Origin of the sequence: Mesorhizobium sp. M7A.F.Ca.MR.245.00.0.0, from assembly GCF_003997415.1 — a bacterium.
In the GTDB taxonomy this organism is placed as follows: domain Bacteria; phylum Pseudomonadota; class Alphaproteobacteria; order Rhizobiales; family Rhizobiaceae; genus Mesorhizobium.
This window is the reverse complement of the sequence record NZ_RZTE01000019.1, coordinates 12,273-29,388: the sequence shown is the minus strand read 5'-3', so window position 1 is coordinate 29,388 and position 17,116 is coordinate 12,273. Positions and strand designations below refer to the sequence as shown.

The 17,116-nt window shown below is 61.5% G+C and carries 9 protein-coding genes; 8 read left to right on the top strand and 1 reads right to left on the bottom strand.

What is annotated here, in order from left to right:
* Window positions 1-2: 2 nt before the first annotated feature.
* Window positions 3-2,330: a type VI secretion system tip protein TssI/VgrG gene (gene tssI, locus EOB80_RS19645; RefSeq protein WP_127329091.1), complete on the bottom strand. Its 2,328-nt coding sequence runs from the start codon at window positions 2,328-2,330 to the stop codon at window positions 3-5.
* Between the two features lie 240 nt (window positions 2,331-2,570).
* Between tssI and tagH the strand changes: the two genes are divergently transcribed.
* The 8 genes from tagH to EOB80_RS19605 all read left to right on the top strand — a co-directional run bounded on the left by tagH (window position 2,571) and on the right by EOB80_RS19605 (window position 17,111).
* Entirely contained in the window at window positions 2,571-3,617 is a 1,047-nt protein-coding gene (gene tagH, locus EOB80_RS19640) for a type VI secretion system-associated FHA domain protein TagH (protein ID WP_027035533.1), read from the top strand.
* Between the two features lie 303 nt (window positions 3,618-3,920).
* Window positions 3,921-5,420: a type VI secretion system protein TssL, long form gene (gene tssL / locus EOB80_RS19635; protein WP_127329089.1), complete on the top strand. Its 1,500-nt coding sequence runs from the start codon at window positions 3,921-3,923 to the stop codon at window positions 5,418-5,420.
* Window positions 5,421-5,442: 22 nt separating this feature from the next.
* A complete protein-coding gene (gene tssM / locus EOB80_RS19630) occupies window positions 5,443-9,000 on the top strand; it encodes a type VI secretion system membrane subunit TssM (RefSeq protein WP_127329087.1) in 3,558 nt (1,185 codons plus the stop codon).
* A 165-nt stretch (window positions 9,001-9,165) separates the two neighbouring features.
* Entirely contained in the window at window positions 9,166-9,945 is a 780-nt protein-coding gene (locus EOB80_RS19625) for a protein phosphatase 2C domain-containing protein (RefSeq protein ID WP_127329085.1), read from the top strand.
* Window positions 9,945-12,413 (top strand): serine/threonine-protein kinase, encoded by a 2,469-nt coding sequence (locus EOB80_RS19620; protein WP_127329083.1) that lies wholly within the window; start codon window positions 9,945-9,947, stop codon window positions 12,411-12,413. Before EOB80_RS19625 ends, EOB80_RS19620 begins: the two co-directional genes overlap by 1 nt.
* A 106-nt stretch (window positions 12,414-12,519) precedes the next feature.
* Window positions 12,520-12,930, top strand: a complete 411-nt coding sequence (locus EOB80_RS19615) for a DUF1036 domain-containing protein (RefSeq protein ID WP_164762667.1) — start codon at window positions 12,520-12,522, stop codon at window positions 12,928-12,930.
* Window positions 12,927-15,284, top strand: coding sequence for a M23 family metallopeptidase (locus tag EOB80_RS19610; protein WP_127329081.1), 2,358 nt, complete (start codon window positions 12,927-12,929; stop codon window positions 15,282-15,284). Before EOB80_RS19615 ends, EOB80_RS19610 begins: the two co-directional genes overlap by 4 nt.
* 213 nt (window positions 15,285-15,497) lie before the next feature.
* A complete protein-coding gene (locus EOB80_RS19605; RefSeq protein ID WP_127329079.1) occupies window positions 15,498-17,111 on the top strand; it encodes a caspase family protein in 1,614 nt (537 codons plus the stop codon).
* Window positions 17,112-17,116: the final 5 nt, after the last annotated feature.

Below are 17,116 nucleotides of genomic sequence, written 5' to 3'. Positions count from 1 at the left end.
CCTCAATTCTGCTTGATCTCCGAACCTTTCATCGTGATGTCGCTTGAAGCCTTCACGTTGATCTTGCCCGAGCCTTTGACGGAAATGTCCTTGCCTTCAATATTGATGGTGCCGTCCTTCTTCATCGAAATCGCGGCCGAGCCACACTTGATCACGATGGAGTCGCCAGCCTCGATCAACAAATCTTTGCCGATCTTGATGGCACCGTCCTCGCCAATCTCGACAAGGCTTCCCTTGGCTATCTTCAGGGAGCGCGCGCCGCCGACATTGGTCGCGTCGTCCTCGGCGATTTTGGCGTTTCGCCCTTTGCCGATCTGCGAGGAATGGGCTCCGCCGACCTTGAAACTTTGATCCGCCGCCACCTGCACGCTCTGGTTCGCGCCCACCGACCAGTTGTCGTCGGCACCAATGCTATGGCTCTGCGCCGCACCCACCGTAACCGACCGTGTCGCGCCGATTGTATTGGCCTGCGGGCCACCCACGGTCCTGGTCTCGGATGCTCCGACGCTGTCGACACGGGCGGCGCCGACCGTAATGGTCTGGACGATCGCGACGGTCTGCGTGTGATTGGACCCGATCGTCTCCGTCGAGTTCGACCCGATATTGATCGTCTCGTTCGACCCTACCGTAAGCGAGCGATTGACGCCCACCGTCTCGGTGTCGTTGTTGCCGATATCGGTGGTCTGGTCGACGCCGACCTTGACCGTCTTGTTGTTGCCGACGTCCTCGTCGAGGTTGTGGCCGACGGAATGCTTGGCGTCGTGGTCGATGCGGTCCGACTGATCGTGCTGCACCAGCTTGGTTCGGTCATGCTTGATCAGAAGGTGGTGATCCTTCTGCGCCTGGAAATTGACCAGCTCGGAGCCGGCCTTGTCCTCGAACATCAGCTCGTTGTAGCCGCCGCCGCCGAGCGAGGAGTCCGACTTCCAGCCGGATTGCGTGGCACTCGCCGGCAGGCCATAGGGCGGCATCTGCGAGGCATTATAGACCCGGCCGGTGATGATCGGCAGGTCAGGGTCGCCTTCGATAAAGTCGACGATCACCTCCTGGCCGATGCGCGGTATCTGGATGAAGCCCCAGCCGCTGCCGGCCCAGGTCTGTGAGACCCGCACGAAACAGGAGCTGTTCTCGTCCTTCTTGCCCAGGCGATCCCAGTGGAATTGCACCTTCACCCTGGCGTATTTGTCGGTGAATATTTCCTGGCCTGACGGACCGACCACGGTCGCCGTCTGCGGCCCACGCATGATCGGTCGGGGCGTGATCCGTGGCGGACGATAGGGCAAGGCGGTCGGCGCCACGCCCAGGATCACCTTGAAGTTCTCGCTGTCGACGTCGGCATGGCTTCTGTATCCCGGATCGAACAGCCTGTATTCGGCGCTGACCACCAGATACTCCTGGTTCTGGTCCTCGCGCGGAAAGCCATCGAGCTTGAACGTACAGCCCGAAAACAGGCCGCGCACGGTGCCGACCGCGGCGATACGCTGGTGGACGGCCTGGATTTCCTCGCGTCGGATCGCGGCCAGGTTGTCGCCCCGGCCGACTTCGAGATGCGCGCCGGGCTGGCGGTAGTTTTCGCCGGCGGCCAGCTTGTGACTGAAAGGCTGGGCCGACTTGGCCATAAGGTCGGCGCCCGGCTTCTTGAAATCATAGTCGGTGTGGGCATAGGCGCCCGGACGCACCGAACTGCCAGGTATCCATTCGGTGATGTATTCGACATCGCGCCGGGAGCCCTGCCCTTCAAAATGATAAGGTACTTTCTCGTAGCCCGGCGCCGGCTTCAGCTTGCTCATCGCATCGGTCAGGACAAGCGTGTGTTTGCCCTCGTCATGCTCGAAAAAATACAGGATGCCTTCATGCTCGAGCAGCCGCTGGACGAAATCCAGATCGGTCTCGTCATATTGCACGCAGTATTCGCGCGGAGGGTAGGAACCCTGCAGACGCAGATCGAACTCGGCCGTGCTGTATTTCTTAAAGACGTCCTTGACGATGTCGACGACGCTCTTGTTCTGGAAAATACGGCAATCGGTGGTGTTGCCGAGGAACCAGAGCCACGGCCTGACGACCGCTTCGTAGTAGGCCAGCCGGTCTTCTATGCGGGTCAGGCGAAACTCGGACACAAGGCCGCTGAACCAACGTTTCGGATCGGATTCGCCTTCCACCGAAACGACCCCCCCCAGCATCTTCAGCGGATCGATATCGGGGCTGGGGCTGACGAACCCTACCGTATAGGCCAAACAACGGCTGATCTCATCGCGACCGACAAGATGCGTGAAGGTCAACAACTCGGCGCCAACCGGTGTTTGCACAACCGTGGCACGTTCGTTCGGCATGGGTCGTGCCCCTCCTGGACGCGGCCGCCGGCAGTGGGTTTGAAGTTCCCGCATCCAGGAACTTTTTGGCCCGCCGCACCAGGCTATGTTGAGCCTACCACATGTTGTCCGGCCGACCAAAGAGATGCACAGCGGAAAAAACTTACCCTGCCGATGCATTGGCTCGAAACGCCGCTGTCCTGTTGGATGTGCAAACTGCTAGAATGTGGAGTATCGATCAGCGTTCGACGGCGATCCTCGATGTATATCAGTCTGCAAATCAACAATGTCGACGCCTTGCCTGCGGGCATCTCGACCAGTTACGCGGCGCGTGATCGCGGCTTCGAAATCGGACGCGAGGCTTGTGATTGGACCTTGCCGGACCCCGACAAGTTCATCTCCGGCCGGCATTGCGAGGTTCGCTACGAGGCAGGCGCTTTCTGGCTGCACGATGTCTCGCGCAACGGAACCTACATCAACGGATCGAGCCAGCGCATGACCGGCCCGCATCGGCTGAGCCATGGCGACCGGGTGCTGATCGGCCGATATGTCATCTTCGTATCGATCGACGACGAGCGCGCCACGACAGGCCATATCAGTTCGACACAACGAGAAATGCCGGCCGCGACAGGCCGGCCGCTCGAATTCGCCGCCGAGCCGTTCTTCACTCCTTCGGAGCAACAGTCCGGGCAGCGGGTTCCGGCTCCGGCGTTCTCGTCGCAACCGCCTCTCCCCTCGACCAGAGACGAAGTGCTGCGGGAAATCGCGATCGCGGCCGGCATCTCGCCGGAATTGCTTCAATCGCGCGATCCGCATGAAGTTGCCGCCGAAATCGGCACGGTCCTGCGGACTGTGGTCGAGGAACTGACCATGCTTTTGAAAGCGCGCGCGGCCGCGAAAATACTGGCCAAGAGCACACAACGGACGATGATTAGCGCCGCCGACAACAACCCCCTGAAGTTCGTCCCGGGAACCGACGACATCCTCGAAATCATGTTCGCCCGCCGCAGGGCCGGCTATCTGGATGCCAGGCGCAGCATCGAAGATGCATTCCGCGATCTCAAGACGCACGAATTCGCCACCTATGCCGCCATGCAAGCTGCGCTGTCGCGGCTGCTCGACGATCTGTCGCCCGAGGCGATCGGAAAGAAACTCCCCCCGACATCGTTCTCGTCGAAGAAAAGCCAGGCCTGGGACGCTTTTGTCGCGACCTGGCGAACCATGGAGGAAGCCCACGAGAACGGCATGCTCGACATATTCCTGGCCTATTTCAGCGAGGCCTATGCCAAGGCCGACAAGCAGAAATAGACAGGCCCAAAGGGGGATGCGAGGCTGAAGTCGACGAAGAAAACCTCTTTGGTGCGCGGCATCCGGTTCCAATCGAGAGTTTGTGAGATTACGATCGTATACGACAATTCGCTAAGCGGCTAAGGCTGATCGACCTGGGGGTCTGCGGCAAATGTCATCTTTCGGCGGGATAGTAAGATATAGCCTACCTTCCTCCGGACACTGTCAGGGTCGGCAGGGTTTGCGTTTCCTTCACCTGACGAGAAACCGTTTTGCGCCTGTCTCACCCAGTCGCGGGCACACCGCCTGCACGGACGATCGTCCATGAGTTCGAAGGACGATCCTTTCGGCCCGGCGGGCAAGACCGTCATTCGCGCCCCTCCACGGCGTGAGCGAAAACCGGCGCCGGTCCCTCAAGTGCCCGTCGCGGATGACGGGCAAACCTCGCTGATTAAGAATTCGACCGTATTCGATCCCGGCATCGGCCGGCATACACCGCCGGGCTGGGCATCCGGGACAGTGATTTATCAAGGAGCCCCTTCCGCTTCGGCAGGAAGCGGCGCTTCCGAGGCAGCTCTGCGGCAGGAGACCCTGCTCAATGTCACGGACAGTGTCAGATATTCCGCGGCAAACCCGATCCTTGCTGCGGCCGCACCATTGCTGATGCTGTTCGGCCAGTTCAGGCTTATCCCCGTCGAGAAACAAGCCGAGCCGTTGGCCGAACATGTCACTGAGGCGATCGATAGGTTCGATAGGACAGTCGAGAACTCAGGTGTTGCCGAAGAGGATGCGCGGATTGCGAAATTCATCCTCTGCGAAACCGCCGACGATCTCGTCGGCAACCTGCCTTGGCCACAGAAAGACACTTGGGCGCAGCACAGCATGCTGTCGCAGTTCTTTCACGTCGAGCCCAGCGGCACAGGCTTCTTCGAAGCGCTGAACAAGGTCCTGGCCAATCCCGAGGCACACTACGATCTGCTCGAACTGATGCATGTCTGCCTGTCGCTGGGGTTCGAGGGCCAGTACCGGGGCCTGGCGCGCGAAGACAGCAATCTCGAACGCGTTCGGCGCGACGTCTACGAAACGCTTCGCTATTTCAGGGCACGCACGGACGCGGACATCTCGCCCCGCTGGCAAGGCTTGGCGTCGACCATGACGCAGTCGTCGACACGCCTGCCGCTCTGGGTCGTCGCGGCAGCTGCGTCAGCGCTGCTGACTGCTGCATTCTTCGCACTGCGGGTCTTCATCACCAACGAAGGCGAAGCTGCCGCCGGTGAATTGCTGGCACTCAACCCATCGACGCCGATTACCATCGAACGGGCCAGCGTGGCGCCGTTGGCGGAGCCGGCGAAAGTCGTCCCACCCGTCGCCACAACCACGCAGATCGATCGCATCCGTTCGGCACTGGCCAAGGAAGTCGAAGGCGGCGGGCTGACCATCGGCACGAAGGGCGACTTCATCGTTGTGGAAATCAACAATCTCCTGCTGTTCCAGTCCGGCAGGGCCGAGGCGAAGCCGGAGTTCCAGCCCGTTGCCGCAGATATCGCCGCGGCCCTGGAACCCGAGCGCGGACCGATCAGGATTGTCGGCCATACGGACAATGTGAAGCTGCGGAAATCGAGCCCATTCAAGTCCAACTTCGATCTCTCCGTCGCCAGAGCGAAAGCTGTCAAGACAATGATGGCACCGAAGTTCAGCGATCCTTCGCGATTGACGGTCGACGGCAAGGGCGAGGACGAGCCAATCGCCGACAATGCGACGCCGGAAGGCCGCACCAAGAACCGCCGTGTCGATGTGATGATCGCCAAGGAGGAAACATTGTGAGCACGGCCAGTCGGGAGCGGCCATGACGCGTTGGCTGCTGCGGATATTCAGCATGATCGCGCTGGCCGGCTTTGCGGCGGCAGTGTGGTTTGCCGGACCCTTGATCCGCTTCGCCGATACCCGTCCTCTCGGGCCTGCCTGGCTGCGCGCGACTATCATCGGGATGATCGTGGCAGCGCTCACGCTTTTCTACGGCCTGCGTTTCTGGCAAGCGAGAAAAGCGCAAAAAGCACTCGAAACCGTGGTCACACACAATGACGACCGCGATGACGACTCGCGGGTGCTCGAGGCCCGCATGAATGAGGCCGTGGCGGCGCTCAAGCGGTCGAGCGGCAAACGCAATTTCCTTTATGAGATCCCCTGGTACATCGTCATCGGCCCGCCCGGCGCCGGCAAGACAACGGCGCTGGTCAATTCGGGTCTGAATTTTCCGCTGGCCGGTTCGGGTGATGCCCAGCCAGTTGCCGGCGTTGGCGGAACACGCTCCTGCGACTGGTGGTTTACCGACCAGGCCGTCCTGATCGACACAGCCGGACGCTACACGACGCAGGATTCCAATGCCGAGACCGACAAGAAGAGCTGGCTTGCCTTCTTGTCACTGCTCAAGAGAGCCCGCGCACGGCAACCGATAAACGGCGTCATCCTGGCCATCAGCCTCGCCGACCTCGTCAGCCTCGACGATCAGCAGCTTGACGCTCACGTCGTCGAGATACGCAGTCGTCTGCGGGAAATCCACGAGACGCTGAAAATCCAGTTTCCGGTGTACCTGCTGTTCACCAAGGCCGACCTGGTTTCAGGGTTCATGGATTACTTCGGCGGCTTCGACGAGCCGCGCCGGCGCAAGGTCTGGGGCGCGACATTCCAGACCACGGATCGCAACAAGAATATGGCCGCCGAGGCTCCGGCCGAATTCGATGCACTGGCAAGACGCTTGGTGGAGGAGATGCCTGACCGCCTCCAGGAAGAGGCCGATCCGGTCGCGCGTATATCCATCTTTGGCTTTCCGGCGCAGTTTGGCGCTCTGAAGGAGCAAATTACCAATTTCATCGCCAGCCTGTTCGATCCGATCCGCAGCCAGGTGAATGTCAGCTTGCGTGGACTCTACTTCTCTTCAGGCACGCAGGAGGGAACCCCAATCGATCAGGTGTTGGGCGCGATCGGCCGCAATTTCGGCAGCAGCCCCCGCGCCCATCTTTCCGGAACCGGCAAAAGCTTCTTTTTGCACGATCTGCTGACGGGCGTCATTTTTGCCGAATCCGGATGGGTTTCGTATGACAAATCAGCTGTAAGACGTGCAACGATCGCCAGGTTCGCCGGCCTTGGCGCCATCGCGTTGATCGCTGCGGCGGCCCTCGGCACCCTGGCCCTGAGCTTCACAGCCAACAGGTCGCTGATCGCCTCCACCACGCAGGCCATGAGCCAGTATCGCCAGACGGCGGACGCGTTGCTCAAAAGCACCGAGGTCACCGATGTCGACCTCGAAAACGTCATTGGCCCGCTCGACCAGTTGCGCAATCTGCCGGCTGGGTTCGAAACCGGCGACGTGCCGACACCGATCGAGGAGACGTTCGGCCTCAGCCAGCGGGAGAGACTTCTTTCGGCATCCAAGACGGCTTACCGGGAAGCGCTGGAACGAATGTTCCGATCGCGCCTGCTGATCCAGGCCGAGCGGACGATCCAGGCCAGGATGGCCGATCCCGCCGCGCTCTACGAGCCGTTGAAAATCTACCTGATGCTTGGCGGCAAGGCGCCGAAGGTCGACGACGCGTTGATCATTTCCTGGATGAAGCAGGATTGGGAGCAGAACCGGTATCCAGGTGAAAACAACCGCGAAGGACGCGAGCATCTCGAAAAGCACCTGGGTGCCATGCTTGCCTTGGACGACGCCTACGATCCGGTTTTCGAACTCAACCAGCCGCTGGTCGAAGCCGCTCAACGGTCGCTCGGGCGCATGAGCCTTGCCGACCGTGCCTCGGCTTTGGTCAAATCCGCAGTATACGCGGCAGCTCTGGATGATTTTTCTGTTTCCCTGAAAAGCGGCCCGGAAGCCCCGTTACTGTTCGAGCGGGTCGATGGCGGCGATCTGTCAGGCCTTCGTGTTCCCGGCCTCTATACTTATGCCGGCTTCAACAGCTTCTATCTCGTGCAACTCTCGCGCATTGCCCAGACGCTCGTCGACGACCAGTGGGTCCTCGGTGGCGGCGGCGAGCAAGGCGGCATCGATCAGGAGTTGCCCAAGCTCGGTCCCGAACTTCTCGACCGCTATGGCAAGGAGTTCGCAACGGCGTGGAACAGCGTTCTCGACGGGTTGAAATTCAAAGCGATGCTGAAGGACAAGCCGCGCTATATCGCGCTTTCCGCCGTCGCCTCGCCAGCCTCGCCGATCGAACTGCTGTTTACGGCGATCGCCGACGAAACCGCTCTGACGCAGGACGCTGCTTCCGGCAAGGACTCAGCCACCGCGGTTGAAGGCGGCGCGGGCCAGTTACAGGACGCAGCAAGCACGGCCAAGGGTCTGGCTCGCATCGGCATACAAATCGCCATCGGAAAATCGCACACCCGTGCCGGCACAGGATCCTTAAGCGCGCAAAACCAGAATCCCGGGGCCAACATCGAAGCGCAATTCAGGCCGTTCCAGGCCCTGGTGAGCGGTGCTGCCGGACACCGCCCGATCGATGCCTTGACCCAGAATTTCCGCGATATCTACCAGAGCCTGCAACTGGCAACCGACGTCCCCTCCCAGACGGAACGCGTCAACGCAAACCTGCAGCTCCAGATAGCCACCCTTCGCGCCAATGTCTCGCGAGTGCCCAAGCAACTCGGCCGGATGGTCAATGCGACGGCAGACGAGTTTGAAGGCAACGTCACCGAGACCTCGGTGGCAAATTTGAACCAGATGCTCGACCAGACGGTCACACAGCCCTGCGAGGCGGCGGTCAACGGCCGTTATCCTTTCGCCCGCAATGGCACCGAGGACATCGCGATGGCGGATTTCGCCAAACTGTTCGCTCCGGGCGGGCTGATGGACCGGTTCTTCGCACAGAACCTCGCATCGCTGATCGATATGACCGGTCAGGACTGGAGCTGGAAACAGGATGCTCGCTTCGGCCGCGACCTGTCGAAGTCGACGCTGAAGAACTTCCAGCTGGCGGCCGAAATCCGTAGCGCCTTCTTTCCCCAGGGCGGTTCGGTGCCCTCGGTCAGCGTGACCTTCACGCCGTTCTCACTGCATGGCGATGCCGATGCGGCGGTGCTCGATGTCGACGGCCAGACCCTCGAGAGCAACCAAGCGGGCAACATGCCGAGCATAGTGACCTGGCCGAGCGGCGCGGCTTCCGGATCCGCCAGTCTGAGCCTGACGCCGGAGATGCCAGGCCGCGAATCCGCCATCAAGTTCGAAGGGCCGTGGGCCCTGAAGCGACTTCTGGACAAGGCTGCCGTCACCGGCCACGACAGCAACATGCAAGCACGCTTCGTGATTGGCGGACGCGACGTTACTTATACGCTCCAGACAGGTTCAGGCTCCAACCACTTCTTCCTCCCGGCCCTTTCCGGATTCAGCTGTCCCAAGGCGTTTTGAGATGGGTTTGATCTGCTGATCCTGGCGCCGATCCGCTGACCAGAGTTCAAACCCCGGTTTTCCTTAGTTTTCGGTACTTTAATGTTCGAGCCTGTGGCAAAGTGGCGCCAGCGAGCGTCCAAAGGTGCGCCGCAGAAGGACGCTTGAAAAGCGCTTGGTGGCAATTTGAATACTGTCGCCCTTTCCATCGAAAGCTTCGGCGTGAGCCACAAAGGCTGTGTCCGTGAGCTCAATGAAGACAGCTATCTAGTCGAGCCACAAACTGGCCTCTGGGTGGTAGCCGACGGAATGGGTGGACATGACGCCGGAGAGGTCGCTTCCGCCAGTATCGTCGATCATCTGTCAACAATCGGCATTGCGAGCTCGGCACCCGATCTTCGGGCCCGCTTCGAGGACAGGCTGAGCCGGGCCAATGCCGAAATCCGCAGCATATCGGAATCGCGCGGCATCACCATCGGCTCCACGGTCGCCGCCCTGTTGGCGATGGACGGACGATTTGCCTGCCTGTGGGCGGGCGACAGCCGGGTTTATCTGATCCGCAACGCCGCGATCTCGCAGATTTCGAAAGACCACACCGAAGTGCAGGAACTCTTGGATCGAGGCATGATCAGCGCGGCCGAGGCGCTCACCTGGCCACGCCGCAATGTCATCACACATGCGATCGGGGTCAGTGACGACTTCGTCATCGATTTCCAGCAGGGCGAACTGATGCCGGGAGACATTTTCGTGCTGGCCACCGATGGGCTGACGGCACATGTCACCGACCCCGAGATCGAGGCCGCTGTCGTGTCGGCTACACCTCAGGCGGCCGGAGAAAACCTGCTGGAAACGGTTCTGGCGCGAGGCGGAACGGACAATGTCACCATTGTGCTGGTTAAGATTGGGAACGGGCGCAATGGACAATCGTTCCACCCTGATCTGTCCAGAGCGGAGGGCCGAGGCTGATGAGCGCCGATGACAAGACGCGAATATCGCCGCAAGTGGCCAACACCGCTGTCGGTACGCAGCTCAGCGGCATCTACGAACTTGACGAACGGATCGCATTCGGCGGCATGGGCGAGGTCTATCGCGGCCACAACATCCAGACCGGCGACCATGTCGCGATCAAGATCGTGCTGCCCGAATTTGCCCGTGACCAGACGATCTTGTCCTTGTTCCGCAAGGAGGCCTCGATCCTCAACCACCTGTCGCATGATGCGGTCGTGCGATACCACGTCTTCACCATCGATCCCGGGATCGGCCGTCCCTACCTTGCCATGGAATTCGTCGACGGCGAGTCGCTGTACGACATCATGCGACGTGGTCCGATGCCGACGGATGAGGTGCGCAAGCTCTGCCATCGCCTCGCATCCGGCCTGAGCGCCGTGCATCAAGCGGGAGCAATCCATCGCGACCTCTCGCCGGACAATATCATCCTGCCGGGGTGCCGGGTCGACCGCGCAAAGATCATCGATTTCGGTATAGCGCGATCGGCGACCGTGGGCGGGGAGACACTGATCGGCGGGAAGTTCGCGGGAAAGTACAACTACGTTTCGCCCGAACAGCTCGGGCTGTACAGCGGCGACGTCAGTGAACAGTCCGACATTTACAGCCTTGGGCTGGTGCTGGCTGCCGCTCTGCGCGGGAAACCGATCGACATGAGCGGATCGCAGTTCGAGATCATCGAAAAGCGCCGGGCCGTGCCTGACCTCTCTGATATCGACGACGATTTTCGTGACATTGTCGAAGCCATGCTGCAACCGGATCCGCGAGACCGGCCGGTCAGCATGGCTGATATCGCCAGGATGACGCGTGGCGAAGACGAAGGAACAACGCCGCCGACGTCCATCACACCCCGCAACCGGTCAGCCGGGCAAACCCTTGCTCCTGATCCCAAGGGCGCCCAGGCATCCAATGTCGCGGGACGCAACGCGCCGACGGCAACGGGCCCGGGCGAGCAGCGCTTCGTCCCGCATGTCCGGCCCGCTCATTTGTCCGAACCGCTGCCTTCGCGGGTCGCCGGCCCTCCGCGCGCGGTCACTGCGGATATGCCCAAGAAATCCACAAAGACCCGAACTATCGCGATCGCTGCCCTGGCGACACTGGCTGTCGCCTCAGGCGCGGGCCTGTATCTGAGCGGCTTCATGACGCCGGCAACGCCGATTGCCGGCAAGACATCGCTTTCCGCGCCCGAACCGTCAAAGCCTACACCGGAAACTTCGGCGCCGACCCTCGCCGACAAAGTCGCGAACGCCCCTGAGCCGGCAAAGCCAGTTCCGTCCGTGCAGCCGGAGGCCAGCGTACCGCCGGCTGAAAACCAGCCAGATGCCTCGGCGGCTCAAAAGCCGCAGCCGGCCAAGCCCGCCGAACTCCCTTCGCAGACCGAGGAATCCGAGAAACCGCCGGCAATGGAAGCGCAACCGCAAACAGAGGCGGGCGTGCCGCCGGCTGGAAGCCAGGCAGATGCTAAGGCAGTGCAAACGCCGGAGCCGGCCAAGCCCACTGTCCCCGCGCAAACCGAGGGCCCCCCGGAGTCACCGGCAACGGACGCGCAGCAGCCATCCGAAAAGACACCGCCGGCCCAGCCAGAGTTTGTGGAGAGCCCAAAGCCCAAACCGGAGCCGCAGATCAGCCAGCCGGCAGAACCCAAGGTTGCCGGGCCGGCGCCCAAACCCACTGCAAGCCAGACGGATGCCGCGAACGCCGAGAGCCAAAAGACAGTGCCACCGGCGGCCAAGCAGCCGGACCAACCTGTCGTCGCGTTGAACGTGCCCAAACCGGCGATTCCTCCGGCCGTGGACGACATCGCGCAACGAGTCTCCTGGATTCGCGACTTCGGCGGCGGCGACTGTTTCTATGCGACCATGAATTCGTCAACCGACACCGCAGCCGCGATCGAAGGATTTGGAACAGCGGTCCAGCCATTCGAACGCATGCTGGGCGATTTCCAGGCGAAATTCCATGTGGAGCCCGACATCAGCGTCCGCCTCATTGAGCCGAGCCAGTGCGAAGTCACCAATTTTCTGCGCTTTCTGGGACAGACCGCGGCCGACAAGCCGCAGCTTGTTCTCGACCGGACGTCGGTGCCGAACGGTACGCCGATCAGCGGCACGCTGGTGACGCGTGGCGGGCTCATTTCCAGCGTGTTGCTGATCGATCACAAGGGCATGGTGTTTAATCTCGACGATCGCATCGTCGCACAGTCGGACAAAGCCACCTTCAGCATCCCGATTGGCCTCGGCGCCGCCGACAAGGCCGCTGGAAAGGCCGTGCCGCAGATCATAATGGTGATCACGGGACCCCAGGATATTGAGGCGGCCGCATTCTCGGCGCCGACGCCAGCCTCGGCGCTGCTACCCAAAATTCTCGAGGAAATCGAGACCAACGGATCTCAGTTCTCAGCCACTGCCAAGTATTTCCGGCTCGGCGGATAGTCATGGGCGCCCGATGGAACGCTGCCCGTGTTTGCCCCACTCGTCTGCCGACCTGCCCATAAAGCAGTGTGAACCGGTTCGCGCCCTGCTCGCCTTGGCGGGCCACATGAAGCTTGTGGTCATCGCGGGCGCCGCGCTGCTGGCTGTGCTGTCATCCGGCGAAGCGCGAGCCGAATTCACGGTCTGCAATCAGACACTCGACGTCGTCAATCTCGCAGTCGGCCAGAAGGTCGACAATGCCGATCAGACAGACGGCTGGTGGACCATCGGCGCCAATCAGTGCGTGAAGGTCATTCGCGAGGAACTGACCAACCGCTACATCTACATCTACGCAACGGACGTCTTCGGCCACGCGATCCTGACGGGATCGACCGAAATGTGCATCGAGCGAAGGCGTTTCTCGACCCGCGGCATCGAGGAATGCTGGCAACGCGGCCATATCGCGGCGCAATTTCTCGAAGTCGATACGCTCGAACAGGCGCGGTGGACGTTCTTCCTGACCGGAAACAGCCCGTGACGCACACTATCGACACGAGCTTCAGGCAGAAGAAGCAGGCGCGCCTTGCGCTTCGCAGACGCAGGCTCTGGCGCCGGCTGCTTGCCGGTCTTGCCGCGATCATCATGCTGTCGATCGCCGTGGGCTTCTACCTCACCGCCGATTATTGGTCGTTCGGCGACGAAGACGAAGAGCTTCACGCGGTCGAAGGGGTGGACGACGTGCCGGCCGATGCATCGGTCTATGTGCCTGCCATTATCGACCTTGCCGGGGACCCGATGTGGATCACCCCTGCCCCCGACGCCGACGCCACGTCGAGGGGCCGTTCGATCGCGAAGCCGGCGGATCTCGATCAGGCCGGGATTTCTCCGCAGATCGAAATCCTGTCGGATGTGATGCTCAGCGCCAGCGAAAAATTCATGACGACGATACCGTCGACGCAGGAAGACTTCGCATTCTTCCAGGCGCAACGGCAGACCGCCCCGCCGCCGTCCAACGATCTGCAGGACGATCTTCAGCCGCCGGCGGGGGATCTGCAGAACGATCTTCAGCCCTCGCCTGCCCCCAACGAGGCTCCGGCTGCTTCGGGGCAGCAGATGGGCACCGACGATCCCGAAGCCGGCTGGGGTGAAACAATCGATGCAGGCGAAGCAGCCCTGCCCGCATTCCAGAAGACACAGATCGAAAACAACACGAGTGTCGCAACCGTCACGAATGAGTATCAGCGGTTCGAGGCGACCGAAGACACGTTCGTGAAAATCCTCAACGACCGCAGCCTGGACAGCGTTGCGCTCGATGCGCATTTCTCCGTCGAGGACGCCAGGCGGGCGGGCGAAGCGCTGAAGGCGCTTTTCAACCGGGAAGGCCTGGAACCGGGTTATGTCGTCGCCATGCGTGGTTTCAGGCCGACGCGCGAGACGACAACAATGTCGCTCATGCAGGTGTCGATCTACGCCAAGAACGTCTTTGTCGGCACGCTGACGCGCAACGCCGCGGGTGCATTCGTATCGGGTGTCGATCCCTGGGTCCGCGAAGATCTGTTCAACTATTCGGGTGCACCGGAAGAAGGCACGCACAAGCGGCAATATCGCCTGCTCGACGCAATCTATTCGACGGCGGCGCGCAACAAAGTTCCGACCGGCGTGATCGGCGAAGCGATCATGTACCTGTCGAGAGGACAGGATCTGGACGCCTTCGCCAGCGAGGACCAGCGCCTTGTCCTGCTCTATTCGCAAACGCCCCGCGGCAAGGGCGAGACCGACGGACGCGTGCTGTATGTCGGTGTGCAGGGTACTGAAAAGAGCCTCGAATGCTTCGTCTTCCAGCAGAGCGACGGTCAGTTTGCGTGCGTTACCGGCGACGATCAGGTTCGCTCGCTGACGGTCACCAACGGCATGGTCACGCCGGTCAACGGGGTCATGACGTCCACCTTCGGTCCGCGCAAGCACCCAATTCTGGGCGTGGTTCGCATCCACAAGGGCGTCGATTGGGCAGCCCCCTCGGGTACGCCGATCGCAGCCGCCTTCGACGGCGAGATCGCCTTCCAGGGCGACGGCGGTGGTTACGGCAACCTGGTGAAGATTGCGCATGCCACCGGACGCGAGACGCGCTACGCGCATATGCAGAAATTCGCGATCGCAAGCGGTGTCGGCACAAAGGTGAAGGCCGGCGACATCATTGGCTATATCGGCACCACCGGCCTGTCGACCGGGCCGCATCTGCATTTCGAACTCTATCAGAATGGCGGGGCGATCGACCCGCTGGGCACGGTGACCGCCGCGGTCGCAACGAGCGATCCTGCTGTCGAAACACTGACCGACCGTATCGTTCATGTCGAAAGTGGTGGCAGCGCCCGCGCCAAGAACCCGCTTTCTTCAGCAACCGGTGCCGGCCAATTCATATCGAAGACCTGGATCAGGATGATGAACACCTACCGTCCCGAACTGGCGCGCACACTTTCAAATGCGGATCTCCTTGCTCTGCGCTACGACTACACGATCTCGCGCGAGATGGTGCGCAATCTTGCGCGCGAGGGTGAAGCCTATCTTCGGGCGCGAGGCCACCAGATCACAGCCGGCCGGCTCTATCTCTGCCATTTCCTGGGCATGGAAGGCGCGCATCAGGTGCTGTCGGCGTCGGGTTCGGCGCAATTGAGCGCCGTGCTCGGGTCGGCCGTCATTCAGGCCAATCCGTTCCTCACCGGCAAGACCGCCGGCTATGTCGTGGACTGGGCCGAAAGGAAAATGGGCCGAAAGCTCAGCCCCGCGGGGACCGGCGCAGGCCAACCGGTATCGACCACGACGGAAGTCCGCCAGACATCGCCGGAGTTCGAAAAATACAAGCAGGCGATTACGACTCTAATAGGCTCGATTTGACCCGCCCCGCGCGGCGCGCGTTTCGCTCCAGACCATTGGTGTTCCTGCTGCCAAGTGTTACAATAGCAAACTTTTTCGGGTCCTTTGTGAACCAAGACTGTGGTCAGGATCACATAAGCCCAAGAGCCATTTTGGCATAAGCGACCTTGTCGCTGAGGAAATTTAGCATGCGCAGACATCAACAGTGCGCCCTGGTGGGCGGAGGGCTGGTCCATGAAAGCGTTGACCATATTTCTGAGGGGATTTTTCCTTTTTGTCCTTGCCGCGTTCAGCGCCGAGGCAGCCACGCCCGACGCCAAGCGCGTTGCGCTGGTCATCGGCAACAGCAAATACATTCATGCTGTCGCTTTGCCCAACCCCGCCAACGACGCGCACCTCATCGCCTCCACGCTGCGCAATGCCGGCTTCGAGGTGATCGAGGGGATGGATCAGGACAATGCCGGCATGCACAGCCTCATCAGCCGGTTCACAGAGCAGTCTTACGATGCCGACCTCGCCGTCATCTTTTATGCCGGGCACGGCATGCAGGTCGACGGCAAGAATTTCGTGATACCGGTCGACGCCGAGTTGACGTCGCCGGCCTATCTCAAGACCCGCACCATTCAGGTCGACGACTTCTTGGCGGCGCTGCCGCCCGATCCGGCGGTCGGCGTGATCATACTCGATGCCTGCCGCGACAATCCGCTCGCCAGGACGCTGGCCGCCTCGCTGCCGAAGTCGCGTTCGTTGGGGTCCGGTCTGGCACCGATCGAAGCACGATCGGACGGCGTAGGCACGGGCGGCATCCTGATCGCCTATGCAACCGATCCGGGCGCCATCGCTTTCGACGGCAACGGCGTCAACAGCCCTTACTCCACGGCGCTCGCCAGGCACCTGACCGAACCCGGCATTGAGATCCAGAGCGCGCTGACGCGCGTGCGCGGCGAAGTGACCGAGACGACGCAAGGTCGCCAGAGGCCTTGGCACAACGCGTCGCTGGGGCGCGAGGTCTTCATTGGAAAACCCGTTGTCGTGGCGGCGCCTGAAGCACAGCCTGCCAATGCCGGGGCGGCAACCGCCCCCACGCTGGTGGTTGGTGACCCGCCTTCCTGGGAAGTCGAGCAGCGGCTCTGGGATGAAGCCTCCAAGCGCAACTCGGTGCCGTTCTACGAGGCCTATCTCGAGCAGTTCCCAAACGGCCGCTTCGCCACGGTGGCGCGGCTGAACATCGACGAATTGAACGACCCGGAAGCCCAGAACCGGCAGGTCGCGGCACTCGATACGGACCAGGCGAACGCCAGTTCCGGCTCCGCAGTGCGCACCTCGGTCGGCGTCCCCGACGAGGTGAAGCAAACACCGGGCACCGAGTTGACGGAAAATGCCATTGGCCTCGACCGCCAGGGTCGCATCGACTTGCAATTGCGCATCGAAGCGTTGGGCAACGAGCTTGGCCGCGTCGACGGAAACATAGGCCCACAGACCCGCCAGGCGATCGGTATTTGGCAGGTGGAGAACGGCCTGCCGCAGACCAGCTATCTGACACGCGAGCAACTTGCATTCCTGGTGATCCAGACTGATCCGATGATGGAAACCGTGCGCGCCAGATATGCTGCCGATCAGGCCCGTGCGACGCAGCCGAAAAAACAGGTGGTAAAGAAGGTCCGCACGCAGAGACCGGTGGCACAGAAACCCCGCAAACAACAGCAGGTCGTTCAGAAGCGGCGCAACCGGGACACAGTGGTGCGGCAGGATGATGATCTTCCGCCGCCCCGGGATAACAACGACTTCCTCACCAAGGCGCTGATCTTCGGCACCGGTGTGGCTGTGGGCGGCGTGCTCAAGAACTGACCGCC

Coding starts and splice junctions, on each gene's coding strand:
- tssI (WP_127329091.1), bottom strand. CDS start 2,330: ATGCCGAACGAACGTGCCACGGTTGTGCAAACACCGGTTGGCGCCGAG.
- tagH (WP_027035533.1), top strand. CDS start 2,571: ATGTATATCAGTCTGCAAATCAACAATGTCGACGCCTTGCCTGCGGGC.
- tssL (WP_127329089.1), top strand. CDS start 3,921: ATGAGTTCGAAGGACGATCCTTTCGGCCCGGCGGGCAAGACCGTCATT.
- tssM (WP_127329087.1), top strand. CDS start 5,443: ATGACGCGTTGGCTGCTGCGGATATTCAGCATGATCGCGCTGGCCGGC.
- EOB80_RS19620 (WP_127329083.1), top strand. CDS start 9,945: ATGAGCGCCGATGACAAGACGCGAATATCGCCGCAAGTGGCCAACACC.
- EOB80_RS19615 (WP_164762667.1), top strand. CDS start 12,520: ATGAAGCTTGTGGTCATCGCGGGCGCCGCGCTGCTGGCTGTGCTGTCA.
- EOB80_RS19605 (WP_127329079.1), top strand. CDS start 15,498: ATGAAAGCGTTGACCATATTTCTGAGGGGATTTTTCCTTTTTGTCCTT.